At 44.8% G+C, this 15992-nt stretch carries 14 protein-coding genes; 7 read left to right on the top strand and 7 right to left on the bottom strand.

The window, feature by feature from the left end:
- Window position 1 precedes the first annotated feature (1 nt).
- From JQC93_RS03965 to JQC93_RS03955, 3 genes are all read left to right on the top strand, one after another.
- A complete protein-coding gene (locus JQC93_RS03965; RefSeq protein ID WP_205157147.1) occupies window positions 2-928 on the top strand; it encodes an ABC transporter ATP-binding protein in 927 nt (308 codons plus the stop codon).
- Window positions 925-2022: an ABC transporter permease gene (locus JQC93_RS03960; protein WP_205157146.1), complete on the top strand. Its 1098-nt coding sequence runs from the start codon at window positions 925-927 to the stop codon at window positions 2020-2022. The genes JQC93_RS03965 and JQC93_RS03960 overlap by 4 nt, the downstream gene beginning before the upstream one ends.
- A gap of 563 nt (window positions 2023-2585) precedes the next feature.
- Complete coding sequence (locus tag JQC93_RS03955; RefSeq protein ID WP_205157145.1) at window positions 2586-4328, top strand: formate--tetrahydrofolate ligase; 1743 nt, start codon at window positions 2586-2588, stop codon at window positions 4326-4328.
- A 62-nt stretch (window positions 4329-4390) separates the two neighbouring features.
- Here the strand turns inward: JQC93_RS03955 and JQC93_RS03950 are convergent, their stop codons facing one another.
- On the bottom strand, window positions 4391-5908 hold the full coding sequence (locus JQC93_RS03950) for a phospholipase D family protein (RefSeq protein ID WP_408068586.1): 1518 nt from the start codon (window positions 5906-5908) through the stop codon (window positions 4391-4393).
- Window positions 5909-6186: 278 nt separating this feature from the next.
- Between JQC93_RS03950 and JQC93_RS20440 the strand changes: the two genes are divergently transcribed.
- Window positions 6187-6885 (top strand): PEP-CTERM sorting domain-containing protein, encoded by a 699-nt coding sequence (locus JQC93_RS20440; protein WP_205157144.1) that lies wholly within the window; start codon window positions 6187-6189, stop codon window positions 6883-6885.
- A 56-nt stretch (window positions 6886-6941) separates the two neighbouring features.
- Here the strand turns inward: JQC93_RS20440 and JQC93_RS03940 are convergent, their stop codons facing one another.
- Both JQC93_RS03940 and JQC93_RS03935 read right to left on the bottom strand, forming a co-directional pair.
- On the bottom strand, window positions 6942-7346 hold the full coding sequence (locus JQC93_RS03940) for an OsmC family protein (RefSeq protein WP_205157143.1): 405 nt from the start codon (window positions 7344-7346) through the stop codon (window positions 6942-6944).
- Window positions 7347-7432: 86 nt separating this feature from the next.
- Entirely contained in the window at window positions 7433-7657 is a 225-nt protein-coding gene (locus tag JQC93_RS03935) for a hypothetical protein (protein ID WP_205157142.1), read from the bottom strand.
- 106 nt (window positions 7658-7763) lie between these two features.
- Between JQC93_RS03935 and JQC93_RS20495 the strand changes: the two genes are divergently transcribed.
- Together JQC93_RS20495 and JQC93_RS03925 are read left to right on the top strand one after the other, a co-directional pair.
- Entirely contained in the window at window positions 7764-8042 is a 279-nt protein-coding gene (locus JQC93_RS20495) for a cysteine-rich CWC family protein (protein ID WP_205157141.1), read from the top strand.
- 112 nt (window positions 8043-8154) lie between these two features.
- Window positions 8155-10029 carry a PhoX family protein gene (locus JQC93_RS03925; protein ID WP_205157140.1) on the top strand — a complete coding sequence of 625 codons (1875 nt, stop codon included), beginning with the start codon at window positions 8155-8157 and terminating at the stop codon, window positions 10027-10029.
- A gap of 98 nt (window positions 10030-10127) precedes the next feature.
- Here JQC93_RS03925 and JQC93_RS03920 read toward each other — a convergent pair whose 3' ends face one another.
- The 4 genes from JQC93_RS03920 to JQC93_RS03905 form a co-directional block, all read right to left on the bottom strand.
- Entirely contained in the window at window positions 10128-11852 is a 1725-nt protein-coding gene (locus JQC93_RS03920) for a bifunctional protein-serine/threonine kinase/phosphatase (protein ID WP_205157139.1), read from the bottom strand.
- A gap of 82 nt (window positions 11853-11934) precedes the next feature.
- Window positions 11935-12774 (bottom strand): formate/nitrite transporter family protein, encoded by an 840-nt coding sequence (locus JQC93_RS03915; RefSeq protein ID WP_205157138.1) that lies wholly within the window; start codon window positions 12772-12774, stop codon window positions 11935-11937.
- Window positions 12775-13084: 310 nt separating this feature from the next.
- Window positions 13085-13366 carry a pyrimidine/purine nucleoside phosphorylase gene (gene ppnP / locus JQC93_RS03910; protein ID WP_205157137.1) on the bottom strand — a complete coding sequence of 94 codons (282 nt, stop codon included), beginning with the start codon at window positions 13364-13366 and terminating at the stop codon, window positions 13085-13087.
- Between the two features lie 383 nt (window positions 13367-13749).
- Window positions 13750-14934, bottom strand: a complete 1185-nt coding sequence (locus tag JQC93_RS03905; RefSeq protein WP_205157136.1) for a BamA/TamA family outer membrane protein — start codon at window positions 14932-14934, stop codon at window positions 13750-13752.
- 114 nt (window positions 14935-15048) lie between these two features.
- Here JQC93_RS03905 and JQC93_RS03900 point away from each other — a divergent pair, with 114 nt between their 5' ends.
- Window positions 15049-15963: a M14 family metallopeptidase gene (locus tag JQC93_RS03900; RefSeq protein ID WP_205157135.1), complete on the top strand. Its 915-nt coding sequence runs from the start codon at window positions 15049-15051 to the stop codon at window positions 15961-15963.
- Window positions 15964-15992: the final 29 nt, after the last annotated feature.

Raw genomic sequence — 15992 nt, 5'->3', positions numbered from 1 at the left:
TATGAACGGATTCGCGATCCAAGCAACGAAAGTTGTAAAACGATTTGGTGACTTTACCGCTATCAACGATATTAATTTATCCGTACCAACTGGGAGTATTTACGGCTTTTTGGGCCCTAATGGTTGCGGAAAGTCGACAACCATTAGAGTGCTTACTGGCCTACTGAGCCCTAGTGAAGGTCAGGTTGATGTTTTGGGGCTTCAAGTTCCAAAACAAACAGAACAATTACGCCAAAAAATCGGCTACATGACTCAGAAGTTCTCACTGTTTGATGACCTGACCGTAGATGAAAATCTAAAGTTTATTGGCAAGATATATGGGTTACCAAAAAAGACACTCACTCATCGAATTAACCAACAGCTTTCAACCTATGGCCTGAACAGTTTAGCCAAGCAACGAGTCGCGGGAATGAGCGGCGGACAAAAACAACGGTTATCCCTCGCCGCCGCAACAATGCACAGCCCAGAGCTGCTTTTTTTAGATGAGCCAACATCCGCGGTCGATCCTGAAAATCGACGTGATTTTTGGGAGCAGCTGTTCGACCTTTCTGAGCAAGGCACAACCATTTTAGTCACTACTCACTATATGGATGAAGCAGAACGATGCCATCGACTTGCCATCATGGATTCTGGGGTGATTAAAGCCGATGGAGAGCCTGAAACGCTAATGAATACTATGGGCGTTACCGTAGTTGAAGTTAAGGCCGATAAACTGCGCCAGCTAAAAGAACAACTGTTACCCTACCCTGAGGTTATCTCTGCCGCTCAACTCGGTATTCGATTGAGGATACTGATTGATCAGTCCATTGCAGATCCAACACATTGGCTCACTATGCGTTTTCCCTATTTAAATCACGCTGAGTTAACCATTGCGAGGCCTAGCCTAGAAGACGTATTTGTAACCGTCACTGGAGAGGGTCGCCAATGAATGGAATTAGGCGCCTTAGTGCCATAATGTCTAAAGAGATAAGACAGTTATCTAGAGATAAACTCACCTTTGGCATGGTTGTAATGATCCCATTGATCCAGCTGTTACTGTTTGGGTTTGCGATCAATACCGATATACGCAATATTCCCGTGGCCATTGTCGATCAAAGTGAGAGCACCGCAGGAAGAATCTTAGCCGAGTCTGTAAAAGTAACTCAAGTTGTTGATGTCACCCACACATTCGCAACTGCCGAAGAAGCAGAACAAGCGATTAAAACCGGAGAGATCCGAGCGGCGCTAATCTTGCCAAACGATTTGACGCAGCGGCTTATGCAAGGTCGAATTTTAGGGCATTGGATAGTTGACGGGACGGACACTGCGGTTAGTGCTGCGATTTTAGGATTGCAATCGATGCCTCTCGTAGACTTTGATTTTGAAGTCAGGCCGCAAGCTCAAAAAACCTTCGAAGTGACGCTATATTACAACCCAAGTCGTCGCTCTGCAGTCAATATTGTTCCTGGTTTGCTTGGAGTTATCCTAACCATGACGATGATATTGTTTACCAGCGTTGCCATCGTTCGAGAGCGTGAACGAGGCAATATTGAGCTGCTAATCACCACACCTGTGCGTTCGATAGAATTGATGTTGGGCAAAATCATCCCTTATATTTTTATTGGTTTGGTTCAGGTAGTGATCATTTTAGGGCTCGGATACGTCATTTTCGACGTACCGATTAACGGCGATGTATCGCAAATCTTTTTGGGCACCCTACTGTTTATTTCCGCAAGCCTAGCCCTTGGACTGGTTATTTCCACCATCGCCAAGACCCAACTTCAATCGATGCAGATGACCATTTTCGTTCTGCTTCCTTCTATATTACTTTCCGGCTTTATGTTTCCTTATGAAGGGATGCCAGTCATTGCACAATGGATTGCGGAAACCTTACCCGCGACTCACTTTATGCGTTTGATTAGAGGGATTGTGTTACGAGGCGCAGACCTTGGCGAGCTATGGCGCGATACCCTATGGCTAGCATTGTTTACTGTTGTTGGGCTTTTAGTGGCAGCCAAACGCTTTAAGAAAACATTGGATTAAAAAAAACCTACTGAAGGAGGTCACTCAGTAGGCATAGGTAAGGGTACGGTGAGGTACTATCAACCCGAAGATTTGGTGTAAGAATAACCTAGAAATTATTACGGTATCACCATGCAACGAGGGCAAGGTCTCTCGGAAAGAACCACAAAGGGTTCTTATGCGGCATAGCGCGATCTAATTTCTAATTGAAAAGTGCCCTCCCCACATAATCCGAATCGCTCCTTGGAAAACTACGTCAGTATAGGATGACGCATTCACCTTCGATAACGGTATGGGGAGAGCAACAACTTAGTCGTACGTCCAACAAGACCAAAGTCCGTGCAACTAAGTACTGAATCAAAGAAATTACCCTGTGTTTCAGTTTTCGAGTGCAATGTAACGAATCACACCATTACCTTTGCGATATGAGACATCTTATTTCTTATGACAAGTAATCCATCATTGTCCCCTTTATCGTCAACAACCGATTTCACTTACCAAAAAGCACTTTACAACATAAAAGTAGGGGTTATTATTCCCACGCAAACGTTTACCTAGCCAAATTTAGTATTTATGAGGGGTCTATGCTATCTGACATCGAAATCTGTCGAACCACGCCACTTAGCTCAATTAACACCATCGCTCGCCAAGCAGGCTTTTTAGACACGGAAGTTGTCAGTCATGGAACATACAAAGCAAAAATTTCTTTAAAAGCGTTAAAACGTTGTCAGACACACGCTAAAGGAAAACTCATACTTGTCACCGCAATTACACCTACGCCATTGGGCGAAGGGAAAACCGTTACAACCATTGGATTGGCCCAAGGTATTGCCAAGCTCCAACATTCGGTGATGGCCTGTATTAGACAACCATCTATGGGCCCAATTTTTGGTATTAAAGGCGGCGCTGCAGGCGGAGGCTTCTCACAAGTCGCGCCAATGGAGTCGCTGAACTTGCACCTAACCGGTGACATACATGCCGTGACCAGTGCTCACAACCTTGCTGCCGCAGCATTAGATGCCAGAATTTACCACGAACAAAGGCAAGGTTACGAAGCATTCGAAGCTCGCACCGGAATGACCGCTTTAAAAATTGATAAAGTCGTTTGGAAGCGTGTACTAGATCATAACGATCGTGCCCTACGCCGAATTACTGTTGGCCAAAACGAATTAGGTAAAACCGTCAATGGATATGAGCGCGAAGATGGGTTTGATATTTCAGCCGCTTCAGAGCTTATGGCTATTCTGGCTTTGGCCTCTGACATCCATGATTTAAGAACACGAATTGGCAAAGTAGTGTTAGCCTACAATCTGCAAGGCGAGCCCGTTACTGCAGAAAATTTGCAAGTAGCTGGCGCCATGACGGTAACAATGAAAGAAGCCATTGAGCCCACACTGATGCAAACCCTTGAAGGGGTTCCAACACTCATTCATTCAGGTCCTTTCGCCAATATTGCGCACGGCAACTCATCTGTCATCGCCGACAATCTAGCAACAAGCTTAAGTGATTATACGGTGACTGAAGCTGGATTTGGCTCCGATATGGGGTTTGAAAAAGCGTGCAATATTAAAGCGCAGGCCTCTGGTCAGTCACCAGATTGTGCCGTGATTGTCGCGACACTTCGTGGCCTAAAAGCTAACAGCGGCAACATAAGCCTGCAACCTGGCCAACCCATACCTAAAGAGCTTTACCAGCCAAACAAGGATGCGTTGCTAAAAGGTTTTGAAAACCTCAAGTGGCACATTAACAATGTCACTCGTTACGGGATCCCTGCAGTGATTGCAATCAACCGTTTTCCTCAAGACAGCGAGCAAGAGCTAAATGAGCTGGTGAAGATGGTTAAAGCATTAAACTACCCTGTTGAAGTAGCCATTAGTGACGCATTTTCACAAGGTGGCGAAGGTGCTCTTCAGTTAGCTGAGAAAGTGATAAAACAGTGTCAAACACCGACTGCGTTCCAGCCTCTTTATTCACTTTCCCAAACTCTCGAAGAAAAGCTCATGAAAATTGCCGAGGTTGGCTATGGCGCATCAAATGTCGTGCTTAGCGATCAGGCTAAAAAGCAATTACAGCAACTAACTGCTCAAGGTTATCATTCGCTGGCGTTGTGCATGGCTAAGACGCCTGCTTCCATATCCGGCGATCCTTCAATAAAAGGGGCACCACGCGGGTTTACTTTAGAAGTAAACGAGTTAAAGCTTTGTGCTGGTGCCGGTTTTATTTACGCCGTGTGTGGCAACATCATGACGATGCCTGGACTTTCAGATCGTCCTTCGTATATGAATCTCGATATTGACCAAAACGGAGATGTTATCGGCCTTTCGTGATCTTGGGCCCCCTAGTGTCACTAGGGGGCTAACTTGTTTCCAACGAGCACAAGATGGTCAAATTATAACAAGTGCTCTATGGGCAATATGCCTGCAAACCATGCACCCATTCTTAACAACAAACCGGCATTAGGTTCTTGAGTATATGTTTGATCGTTTTGATGATCCTTCCACACCAATTCGTCATCTTCAAGTTGCAACTGATAGGCAATTTCAGGCAGGTATTGACGTATCTCGCTTACGGCTTCATCGGTAAACTCCGCATTGTGAATCAATACCCCCATTTCGGTGTTTAGATCAAGAGAGCGAGGATCAAAATTCATCGAGCCCACAAACATTTTCCTACGATCAAACATAATCACTTTCGCGTGCAAGCTTGACGTGCTACTACCTGTAATCGACCACTGATTATCCAGGTCTGCATTGTCTTTGAGCTCCCAAATTTCCACGCCGCCTCTTACAAGGTCTTCTCGATACTTTGCGTACCACCCATGCACCGCAAACACATCGTTAGACGCCAAAGAGTTGGTAATTATGGTGATTTTTTTACCTCGTTTAACCGCCTTTACCATCTGTTGAGTGCCATATTCTGTGGGCACGAAATAGGGCGAAACAAACATCACTTTTTCTTGTGTGTTGGCCAGTGCACCGGACAAATGCAAAACCAACTCACTACTCGAGCCTTCAACTTTTTGCGGTAAGTCGTACCAAACTTCGGCTTGTCCCCAAAATAGCGCAAAATGGCCACTGCTCATTTGCTGGTAGAGCTCTAGCTGAGTTATGTCGTATTCACCTTCACTAAATTTCTGATGCAAACCGTATTCTTCGGCCATTTCGTTCATTTCTTCTTCAGTCACGGCTCTTGCACCTGCAAAGATCAGCTCCATGGGGACGGCATAAAGGCTATTCCAGTATTCATCAAACTGTTCGGAGGTTTCTTCCACTGCCTTTCCGTACAACAGCATGTCAAAATCCCCGAAATCGACAACGGTATTCACAGAGAAGTACTCGTTACCCACGTTTCGACCTCCGACAATAGAAGCCACAGAGTCTGCGGTAATGGATTTATTATGCATCCTACGATTTAAACGCTCAAAATCCGTCGCCATTGAAGTGATTCGAGCATTACGAAATTGATGAGGATTAAACAGGCGAATTTCGATATTTGGGTGGGCATTTAAATGGGCAATATGTTCGTCGTTGCGCTTTTGCATGTCGTCTAGCAAAAGTCTTACTCGCACGCCTCTCTCTGCGGCTTCAAACAGGCGCCATGTTATAAGGTTTCCCGTTTCATCCGACCTATAAATATAGTACTGAACGTCCAAACTAAACTGCGCATTTTCGATAAGTGCCAGTCTGGCTAAAAGTGCGTCATGACCATGGCTTAGTGGATAAAAACCTGTGTCTGCGTCGCCAATATCGTGGCGAGGGGCTAACTTCTTTGCGAGTGCACTAGAAGACTGATATCCAAGGTGAGTCGTTTCACTTTTTTCGAGTAACTGCTGGCCATCAATGCTTGCACATCCCGAAAAAATACTAACCAAAACAATAAAGAGTACGAGTTTTAACCGCTGAAACAACACAATCACCAAAATACCTAATAGAGGTCCATTCTTAGTCTTTAAGAATAAGGGTACTAGAACCAAAAGAAAACCGCTTGAGAACGAGTCATCACTATTATTGGGACGCTAAGATGCAAAAACGGCGTGTTTTTTGTAAAAGTGTGCAGTCAAAGTGTCGAAAAACATGACATACTGTAGTGCTAGAAAAATTATATTACTTTTAAATCAGATAGATAGGTAACGGTCTAATACTTGCAGTTTACATCTTAACTAGTCAGCTAGTTAAGGAAGATGAAGTGAACAAACTCTTAATACTACTTTTAGCAAGCTCAACCCTTACACTAAGCGCTCACGCAAGTGTCATTAGGGAGGTTGAGAGAAATAATAACTTTAACCAAGCGCAAAATTTAGAAGACTTCTTTTCAAATGACTATAAACGACGCGTTGAAAACAGCGGTGTCTCTGATTGGGAGTGGGTTTCGATCAAAGGTAGAGGAAACGGCACCTACGATTACTATGTATTTGAAGCCTTTGCCGGCCAAGACTATATATTTGACATAGATAGAGGAATGAGTAAACGGCGCTCTGTCAATACCGAATTAGGGCTTTGGGCTTTAGAGGGGGTGCTCCTTCACGAGCAAGATGACTGTTACAGCGACAACGGTGGCGAGCTAGATTGCAGTAGGACTTGGTTGTCTAGCGACAAAGGTAGCAATCATATCTTTGATCCAATGTTCTCTTGGACCTTTGAAACCAGTGGCTTATTTGTCGTCGGCGTTGGAAAATTTTACACCTATGCTGATGAGGACGGTTTTGGCTTTGACCAAGACGGCCAAGCCACGCAACAAGGCGAGCGGTATAAACTCAATGTATCTCGTAGCTTACCCTTTGCTACACAATCTATTGATATTCCGGAACCTGCTAGCTTAGCAATCTTTGCATTGGGACTCATTGGAATTGGCGCTGCTAGAAGTAAGCAGCGCAGAAGACGTTAAAGTTAGTCACCGACAGCGGTTTAGATAGCAAGCCCGTGCCTAGGTGACAACGTCACCTAGGCACTTTTAATTTCGTAAGAGTGAGTCATTGGAACAGTGCCTTGCAGCATTAAGCAAACAGAACAGAACTTCTCCAGCGAGTCCTTAACGACTCTCGACACACAGGCTTCGTCAAGTGACTCTCCGGTTACCGTGAAATGTACATGGACTGTCGTAAACACTCTTGGTGCGCTCTCTTTTCTTTCGGTGGTTAGCTCAGCGACGCAATCCGTTACTTTTTGCTCATCAGCTTTGAGCCCAGCAATAACATCCACCGAACTGCATCCTCCAGCGGCCATCAATACCATCTCCATAGGACTTGGCGCACTCTTCCCGCCAGAACCATCCATAACAATGGAATGACCAGAAGCAGATTGACCTACAAATTGTAATCCATCGGTCCATTTTACCTTCGCGTGCATACTAAACTCCTCAAAATACGGGTAATCAGCGAATATGACTAAATAATGTTGGGATTACGTTACCTGAATTTGGCAATTAAACACAATCAATCCTTCACTTTTTCGTATTCACCTTCTAAGACTCGGCTGCTTGTTGTTGCGTTCTCAGAGTCGAATTGGTAGGTGCTTCTAATTTGATGGATCTTGTATGCGGCAATACCGGCCCCAATAACGAGTAACGGAACAATGAGTACAAAACTGATGCTAATCATCACTATACTCAGTAAAATGCCACACAACATAGAGAGATACGACACTATCTTCTGTTTCATAAGGGCTCCTTAATTGCGAGTTATACGATGTGCTTACGAGCACATTAACTATGCTACGCAGTGTCGCACGACAATTATGAACCTAACCTGAACAGTAGCCATTTTAATGTCATCATCCAAATCCACCACCTTAAATAACCTAACGAGTGCCCATGTAAGCGTCGTTGATCCCGCTGAAGTCAGTACTTCAAACGAGACTCCTTACGACGGGCACAACTGCCCTCAGTGCGGCTGTCGTTTATTTTGTGGTGTAAGCCTGGGTCAAAATGAGTGTTGGTGCTTTGATGTTGATATTAAGAAGACCGCCTCCGTCACAACAAAAAACTCGCTTTGCCTATGTCCAGATTGTCTACACAATGCACCAGCTCAATACGGCGACAAATAAAGTAACCAAATATGTGTTTGTTACCAAATCGCAATATTTAGTTCACCGATTCGTCACTTACCTCCTCTACTTTAGTGCTCTGATTATTACACTATTTTAATAAGGACATACTATGTGGAAGCGAGAACACGGTGACTCACAATTTACTCAGATGGTGGATGCCCAATTAACCCGCCGCCGTTTTATTACAGGCACAGGTGCGGCCAGTGCAGGTGTATTTTTGGCGGCGAACCCTATCGCATCGGCGATGGCGTCATCTCAATCGCCATTGCTTAATTTTGAGCCTATTCCCGCATCAACGAGCGATAATTTCATTGTCCCTAAAGGCTATACTGCTACCCCTCTACTTGCTTGGGGCGATCCAATCTTTCCTTCTGCCCCAGAATTTTCTCAAGATGGCCAACAAGACTCTAAAGCGCAATCGCAACAGTTTGGTGATAATACTGATGGCATGAACTTCTTCGCGATCTCGTCAACTAGAGCAGTGCTCGCAATCAACAATGAATACACGAACTATGAATATTTGTTTGCGCATCAAGGCAAACAAATGACCGCAGACGACGTGAAAAAAGCGCAAGCAGCCCATGGTGTTACCATCGTTGAAATAGAGCTAGTCGATGGCCAGTGGAAGGTCGATAAGCAAGGCATGCGCAATAGACGCATAACGGCAAATACACCAATGACCATAACCGGCGTAGCGGCGGGACATACGTTATTAAAAACATCGGCAGATCCAACCGGTACTAAAGCGCTTGGTACATTTAATAATTGTGCAAACGGGCAAACGCCTTGGGGTACTTACCTAACCTGTGAAGAAAACTTCCACGGTTATTTTGGTAGCGACAGCAGCGCAGAGCTTACTGAAGACCACGCAAGGTATGGCGTTAAGACTGGCGATACAAGGTATCAGTGGCATAAGTCTGACCCACGATTCGACGTTGCGAAAAATCCACAAGAGCCGAATAGACACGGATGGGTCGTAGAAATAGATCCTAACGATCCTAAGTCAACGCCACTTAAGCGCACAGCCTTGGGACGCTTTAAACACGAAAATGCCGCCCTGCACGTGAATTCAGATGGGCATGTAGTGGTTTATTTGGGTGATGACGAACGCGGTGAACACCTCTATAAGTTTGTTTCTAAGAATCGCTACCAACAAGGTAATGATTCAGCCAATAGAGAATTGCTTGAGGAAGGCACTCTGTACGTAGCCAAGTTCAGTATGGACGAGAATGCGTTACAAGGCAGTGGCGAATGGCTTGAACTAACGTATGGTAAAAATGGCTTAACCAAAGACAATGGTTTCAATGACCAAGCCGAAGTTATGATCTTTGCGCGTCGCGCTGCAACGGTCGTGGGCGCAACCACTATGGATAGACCAGAGTGGGTTGCGGTACACCCTAAAGGCCAGCATGTATTTTGTACTTTAACCAACAACAAGAATCGTGGCGTCAAAGAGAATCAACCTGTTGGCGGACCAAACCCAAGAGCAGAAAACCATTATGGACAAATTGTTCGTTGGATGCCGACAAACAATGATCATACGTCCGATTCGTTTAAGTGGGATCTGTATGTCATAGCGGGTAACCCGACAGTACATGAGGGCAATCTGTATGGTGGTAGCCCTAACGTTAATGCAAACAACATGTTTAACAGTCCCGACGGGATTGGGTTTGATCAAGACGCAAGACTTTGGATCCAAACAGATGGCAACTATTCTAACGAAGGGGACTTTGCTGGACAGGGTAACAATCAGATGCTTTGCGGCGACCCGATCTCAGGAGAAATCAAACGCTTTGCGACTGGCCCTATTGCTTGCGAAATAACTGGATTGGCATTTTCTAGTGATAGCACGGCGATGTTTGTTGGTGTCCAACATCCAGGAGAGCGTGGCGCTCCCTCTCATTTCCCCCAAGGAGGCTCAACAAAGCCTCGTTCGACAGTAATGGTAGTTACTCGTGATGATGGCGGCATTATAGGCGCATAAAACACGATGTAAGGTATATGAGCCTACACTATGGGAGGTCTAGCGCCTCCCATTTATTTGTTTACCTAGGTAAACCGAACAACAAACTCACCGCTTCTTCAATGCCACAATGCCGCAAGTAACATCACAAACAGTACCAAACAGCAGCGTTGCCAAAACATGATTGGATTTTTTTCAATTATCGGTAATGCGCGGTGCTGCCGACTGTCTAAACTTGGCGCCTCTAACTCATTCACAAACTCCGACACTTCTAACTGTCTTTTGTCAGGTCGTAAATCACAACCTTTTTTAATGCAGTAGTCGACCCAGTTAGGAACATCATCCCTATGGCTTGCGAGTGGCACATACTGGAGGCTCTGTAGCTGTTTGGACGTATGGCATTTCGCTATGCCAGTTCCATACGGTAATTTTCCTGTCAGCATCTGGTAGGTGATCACGGATAAAGAAAACAGATCCGATTGACTGCTACCAATATCTCCCAAAAAGTACTCAGGAGCACTGTACTGCGCCGTGCCCATGATTAACGATGGTCTAGTATCTGTTTCGACAAGTCCAGCCACACGAGTAGCACCAAAATCAACGAGCATCACCGTGCCTTGCGCGTCAATCATGATATTGGCAGGACGAAGGTCTTGATGGACCATTTCTTGACGGTGCATAGCTTGGAGTCCCTTTGCAACCTGCGCCACAATTCGACGCACAGTTTCTAAGTCTGGCTCTGGATTGTCGAGCATCCAACGCTCCAATGTGCTCCCTTCAATAAAGTCACTGACAACATACAAAGCCGTTTTTGGGGCATCCAGTTTGGGAAAGGACAATAAATGTGGATTTCGTACTCGCTGCCCCACCCACTCTTCCATCAACATCGCTTCAATCGCTGTTTGATCATTGCTCAGCTCTGTCGACAAAACTTTCAGTGCATATAGCCTGTCGTCATTTTCCTGTTTCCGTGATGCTAAAAATACGTGACTTCGACTACTGACATACAATTCTCGAATCAGCTCAAAGCCATCAATCGAGTGACCGACAGCGGCCTGTTTTGGAGCTTTAAGCCCTTGCATTTGCAATTCATGAAAGCTGGCACTAGGTAGCTGATTTACCTCTACCACCACCGCGCTAAGGTTGTCATCGCTACCATTTTTTAGCGCCAAACTCACTAGTTGTTGCGCGCAGTCGTGAGCCGACAGTTGGCTCATTAAATCTACAATATCTTGCTCTGCGACAAAATCAAACACGCCATCACTGGCCAACAGAAACGAGTCTCCAACAGAAACTGACTGTTCTTGGAAATCTAGATGTATCTGCGAATGCAAACCCAGTGCGTTAGCGAGGTAGCTCTGTGTTGTTTGATAGGTACGATGATCTTGGGTTAACTGAGTCAGGGTTGCTTTTTTGTCGGGTAATGGCGCTGCTAAATGATAGATACGACTGTCGCCACAATGAAATATATACGCTGTATGAGATTTAATAATTAACGCACTTAACGTGCACACATAGCCGGTGTTTAAATCGAACCGCGATTCTGTTTTCATCGATTGCGCATGCAACCATGCGTTTGTTGCGCTTATCACCTTAAGCGCCGAGTTTTTTGTAGACCAAGCGTCTGGTGTCGAATAATAGTCATTAGCGAGGGCAGCAACCGCAGTTTGACTTGCCTGGTCACTGACTAAACTACTGCTAATACCATCTGCAACGGCAAAAACGGCCCCTTTGTTTTGAATTACCGACTCTTTAGGGATGACCGAAACAATCGCATCTTGATTAACCGGTTTATTGCCCTTATTGGTCGCGCTTCCAACGTATAACTCTAACGACTGACTCAATAGGCCTCCTCGCACTTAAGGTAGTAAGGAAAACAGAAAAAGGGGCAATGCCCCTTCTTAATTTATCGCAAAGCGGACGCTACTATGAAGACAAGCTTGCTTTTGCGGAAGTGTTTACCTTGCGCTCTGGATTGGTTTTTACGTGCGTCCAGTAAAGTGGCAAGCCAACTAATAAGAAGCCACCAACAAGGTTACCTAGGGCTGTAGGGATCTCGTTCCAAATAAAGTAGTCAACAACCGTAAATTCACCACCCATAATCATTGAGAACGGGAACAAGAACATGTTTACAATCGAGTGCTCAAAGCCCATAAAGAAGAACAGCATAACCGGCATCCACATCGCAGCCATTTTCCCGCTCACAGATGTAGAAATCATCGCGCCAACAACACCCATCGACACCATCCAGTTACATAACATGCCGCGAATGAAGATGGTCATCCAACCTGCAAATCCGTGCTCCTGATAGCCAAGTGTGCGAGACTCACCAATTGAACTTACTTTGGCCGCTAATGTTCCGCCATCTGTGTTGTAACCGTATGTCAAAATGAAAGAAGCAAAAAAGGCCACGGTTAACGCACCAGCGAAGTTGCCAACAAAGACTAAACCCCAGTTTCGTAGCATTTGATCGACAGTACATCCTGCACGCTTGTTAAGTACTGCAAGAGGCACCAGCGTAAACACACCGGTTAGCAAGTCAAACTTCATTAGGTATAGCATGATAAACCCGACAGGGAACAACATTGCTCCCACTATTGGCATGCCTGTTTGTACAATAACAGTAATGGCGAAAAAGGCAGCTAACCCGAGTATCGCTCCCGCCATAAAAGCCCTAACTAGTGTATCTTTGGTCGACATAAAGATTTTTTGTTCGCCAGCATCAACCATTTTGGTGGCAAACTCTTTTGGTTCAATATAGGACATGTTAACTCTCCCTGTTAGTCCGTCGATCTCATATGGATCATTTTGTTACTAAACAGGGTATTGCCAATCTCATGCCACAATATCATAACCATATAATACAACAACTTACGAATTTAGCATCAAACGCAAAACATCACAACGGTGCAACAAATCATTGACAGTGCGTTAAAGTGCACCAAATCAATGCAGAATGCGTTACTCTCATTCATAAGTATTAGCTGCAACGCTGTCAAACCAATAACTTAAGCGATGGTGTCTAACTGTCAGACATAAAAAAAGGCCTTTCGGCCTTTTAAAATCAATGTGCTGTTTACAAATACTCACATAGGTAAGCTGTGGGCTGCTCTACCTTTAGATCAAAATAGGAGTTTTCTTTTACATTAAAGCTTTGACCGTCTGCAAAGGTTGTCCACTCGTTTGCACCTTCAAGTTTTATCGTCAATGCGCCGCTAATGACACTCATTTTTTCTGCAGCCGCTGTATCGAAGCGATACTCACCGGGCATCATCACTCCAACGCTTTTAGGGTCACTTTGCTGAGTAAAACCTAAAGACTGAACACCACCATCAAAATACGTATTATGCTTAATCACTTCTCTTCCTTGATTGTTTGTAACCCCTCATTTGTATATCAAATAAACGTCAAACTCAACGGACAACGATTGATCACTCTAAAAATCAGGCAAAAAAAAACCAACCGCTAATTTGCGATTGGTTCGATTAAGTCTATTCGACCTATTGTGTGAACAATGTACATTCACTAACAACGTCAGTTGGCTAGGTGACTTCAACAATAAGATTATCGAAGTCACTGATATATATTCATAAACTGTGCCAATAATTACAAGCGATATTCGCTTAATTATTAATCAATATTTGAGCTATATTAACATTTTATTCATCTGGTTACATAATATTCACGGAAACAATTGCATTATGCGGCGCTCCTGTTGCAAAATGCAATAAGCAAAAGTCCTTAGAAGACCTCATTTACGTGGAAATAAAAGGCTGTTTCATCTTCAGCAAACCCAATATCGGCCCGTACATTGACTTTATCTTTGATGGCAAAACGAAAACCAGTTCCATAGGTTGTAAGCACATTGTCGCCCAATTGGTTTACTTCTGGTGCTACCGACCCTACTCCGCCCCAAAACACCATACCTAAGCGCCAATAAACAGGAACTCGATACTCAACTTGAGTCATTGCCATTTGGTTATCTCTGTACCGCCCTTTTAGGTAACCTCTCATGGCATTATCCCCTCCAAGGTCTGGTAGTCGGTTCCAAGGCACCTCTCCACTGGTAAACTCGCCTTGTACTTGCCATGCAAGCAGACCAGGAAAGGATCCCAATGCATAATACTGAGCATATTCGGCACTGTACTCCCCAAACCATTTGTCCGTTTCGGACGAGTGATAAGCACCAGCTTGCAAATCAAATAGAACGCCTTGCGTAGAGTTCGCCACATTGTCTCGTGAGTCATACACGCCGCTAATTGAGCCACCCCAGCTTACGTTAGGATAGAGATCAATAGCATGACTCATATCTTCTCCATCCACTTCGGCCGAGAAATCTGTCGCGCGCGTGCTGTTGTAGTTCAACCCAACACCTAAGAAATAGTTATTCGCTACACGCTTTAACCATGAAGGTTCTGCAATGAACGCGCGCTCAGCGTAATTGAGTCGGTTATTTTGGTCCTGACCTTGTTGGTAACCCACGCCATAATACGCACCAGCATCATCGTAAATCTCCATATCTAGATACAACCGATGAGAATCGTTTGGATAAAAGTGTCTGTTTTCGATGGTGATACCCATCGAGCCATTTGACGAGTAATAAGGGTTTAAGATCAATGTTGATGGCTGAGTAGTCCCGCCGTGTGTACTGCCATACAAGCCAACGTATAAAAGGCCAATACCTGCACCTTTTTCTGGTGTGTAGTAAATTGCAGGGATATAACTTGAGTCCATACCTGCTGACTCGTCATAGTCTTCCTCGGCACCAAATACTGCCATCACATCGTCCATGGCACCTGTCACGGCATTTGGTTCATGCTCAAAGATAGGCGTTATATCGTCTGCATAGAGTGCAGTCGACACTAAACTGGTTGCGAGTAATGCGCTAACCGAAAAATAATGCGCTTTAGGATTAAAACAATGCAAAGCCAAGTCCTTTTAATTAAGATCGCTGTATTGTAAAACATTCACCTCAGTTTTACCTTAATCAAAACGAATGCTGATATGCTAACCATAACTCAACAACAATAAAGTATTGCCATGACACACTTTTACCCAATTGGAACAGCCAATACCCCTTGGACCGCCGCAAATAAAACTCAATGGTTTGAGTCGCAAAGCATCAAAAGAAGCTATCTAAAAGAAGTGTTAGAGCCGATTAATCAATTATCTGATATATACACTGTAGAGCAATATGGCGCTCTCCCCATTGATGCTGTCCGTTATCCGCTGATGGTCCTTAAGTCAAAAAATTGGATAAACGACCTCCCCACCATCCTCATTACAGGCGGTGTGCACGGCTACGAAACAAGTGGAGTTCAAGGTGCGTTACTGTTTGCTAAACAATCAGCTCAGCACTATGAATCATTATTCAACTTTGTCATTGTGCCGTGCGTGAGCCCTTGGGGGTATGAAGTAGTCAATCGCTGGAACCCAAACGCCATTGACCCGAATCGTTCGTTCTACACCGACTCTCCATCAGAAGAGTCCGCCTACTTAATGGATATGGTTGCCGCTCTTTCAACCGAGGTTTATGGACACTTCGATCTTCACGAAACCACAGATTCAGATGAAACTGAGTTTCGCCCTGCACTTGCAGCGCGCGATGGGAAAGAGTATGAAGCCGGTATGATTCCAGACGGATTTTATACAGTTGATAACAGTGAGGCGCCTTGTGACGCACTGCAAAAGGCAATTATTGACAGCGTCCGTGAGGTTACTCATATTGCGCCAGCCGATCATAACAATCAGATCATTGGCTCGGACGTTGTGCAAGAAGGTGTTATCCGTTACCCACTCAAAGCCCTATCACTGTGTGCAGGTCTGTCCGGCGCTCGCTTTTGCACCACGACGGAGGTTTATCCTGATAGTCCCAAGGTTGATTCAAACAACTGCAATTTAGCTCAGGTAGCTGCGATTGAAGGCGCACTAAAATACCTTTCTAAGCAAATGTAACTTGAGAGCCCTCTTTTTGAGGGCTTTTT

Source organism: Vibrio ulleungensis (genome assembly GCF_016900875.1).
Lineage (GTDB): Bacteria > Pseudomonadota > Gammaproteobacteria > Enterobacterales > Vibrionaceae > Vibrio > Vibrio ulleungensis.
This window is presented reverse-complemented; position numbering and strand designations above follow the sequence as displayed.

Bases quoted from the DNA above. Each gene is read 5' to 3' on its own strand.
- JQC93_RS03965 (WP_205157147.1), top strand. From the start codon at position 2: ATGAACGGATTCGCGATCCAAGCAACGAAAGTTGTAAAACGATTTGGT.
- JQC93_RS03960 (WP_205157146.1), top strand. From the start codon at position 925: ATGAATGGAATTAGGCGCCTTAGTGCCATAATGTCTAAAGAGATAAGA.
- JQC93_RS03955 (WP_205157145.1), top strand. From the start codon at position 2,586: ATGCTATCTGACATCGAAATCTGTCGAACCACGCCACTTAGCTCAATT.
- JQC93_RS03940 (WP_205157143.1), bottom strand. From the start codon at position 7,346: ATGCACGCGAAGGTAAAATGGACCGATGGATTACAATTTGTAGGTCAA.
- JQC93_RS03935 (WP_205157142.1), bottom strand. From the start codon at position 7,657: ATGAAACAGAAGATAGTGTCGTATCTCTCTATGTTGTGTGGCATTTTA.
- JQC93_RS20495 (WP_205157141.1), top strand. From the start codon at position 7,764: ATGTCATCATCCAAATCCACCACCTTAAATAACCTAACGAGTGCCCAT.
- JQC93_RS03925 (WP_205157140.1), top strand. From the start codon at position 8,155: ATGTGGAAGCGAGAACACGGTGACTCACAATTTACTCAGATGGTGGAT.
- JQC93_RS03915 (WP_205157138.1), bottom strand. From the start codon at position 12,774: ATGTCCTATATTGAACCAAAAGAGTTTGCCACCAAAATGGTTGATGCT.
- JQC93_RS03900 (WP_205157135.1), top strand. From the start codon at position 15,049: ATGACACACTTTTACCCAATTGGAACAGCCAATACCCCTTGGACCGCC.